The sequence below is a fragment of the Ensifer sp. NM-2 genome, from assembly GCF_003024455.1.
Taxonomy (GTDB): domain Bacteria; phylum Pseudomonadota; class Alphaproteobacteria; order Rhizobiales; family Rhizobiaceae; genus Ensifer; species Ensifer canadensis.
In genome coordinates, this window is record NZ_PVZR01000109.1 from 1 (window position 1) to 558 (window position 558).

A 558-nucleotide genomic window follows, 5' to 3' on the forward strand; every position below is an offset into this window, starting at 1 on the left:
GTTCGCGATCACCTGGCGGCCCTCGCCGAGCACGCGCGGCAGGCGGTCGAAGCGCCCGTCCAGCAGCACCATCCGGGACACCGCCTTGGTGGCCGGGGCCGCGTTGCCCATGGCGATGCCCAGGTCCGCGGTCTTCAGGGCCAGGGCGTCGTTCACGCCGTCGCCGGTCATGGCCACCACGTGCCCGCTCGACTGCAGCGCCTGCACCATCGCCTTCTTCTGGTCCGGGCTGACGCGGCCGAACACGTCGTGCTCGGCCATCACGGCGGCGAGCTCCCCGGGATCGTCCGGCAGGGTGCGCCCGTCGTAGGCCTGGCCCGCCACCTCGAGGCCCACCTCGCGGGCCACGGCGGCCACGGTGCGCGGGCTGTCCCCGGAGATCACCACGGTCCGCACGCCCTGCGCGTGGAAGTAGTCGAGGGTCTCGGCGGCGTCCGAGCGCACGTTCTCGCGGAACGTCACGACGGCGACCGGGACGACTCCGGAGGGCAGCGCCTCCCCGATCAGGGGCTCGTCCGTGCGGGCCAGCAGCAGCACGCGGCGGCCGGCGTCCGCGTC

1 protein-coding gene is annotated in these 558 nt (G+C 74.7%); it reads right to left on the reverse strand.

All coding sequences use genetic code 11. The features are described from left to right. Window positions 1-558: HAD-IC family P-type ATPase (locus tag C6558_RS39010; protein WP_146161010.1), on the reverse strand; the 558-nt coding region annotated here is incomplete at both ends.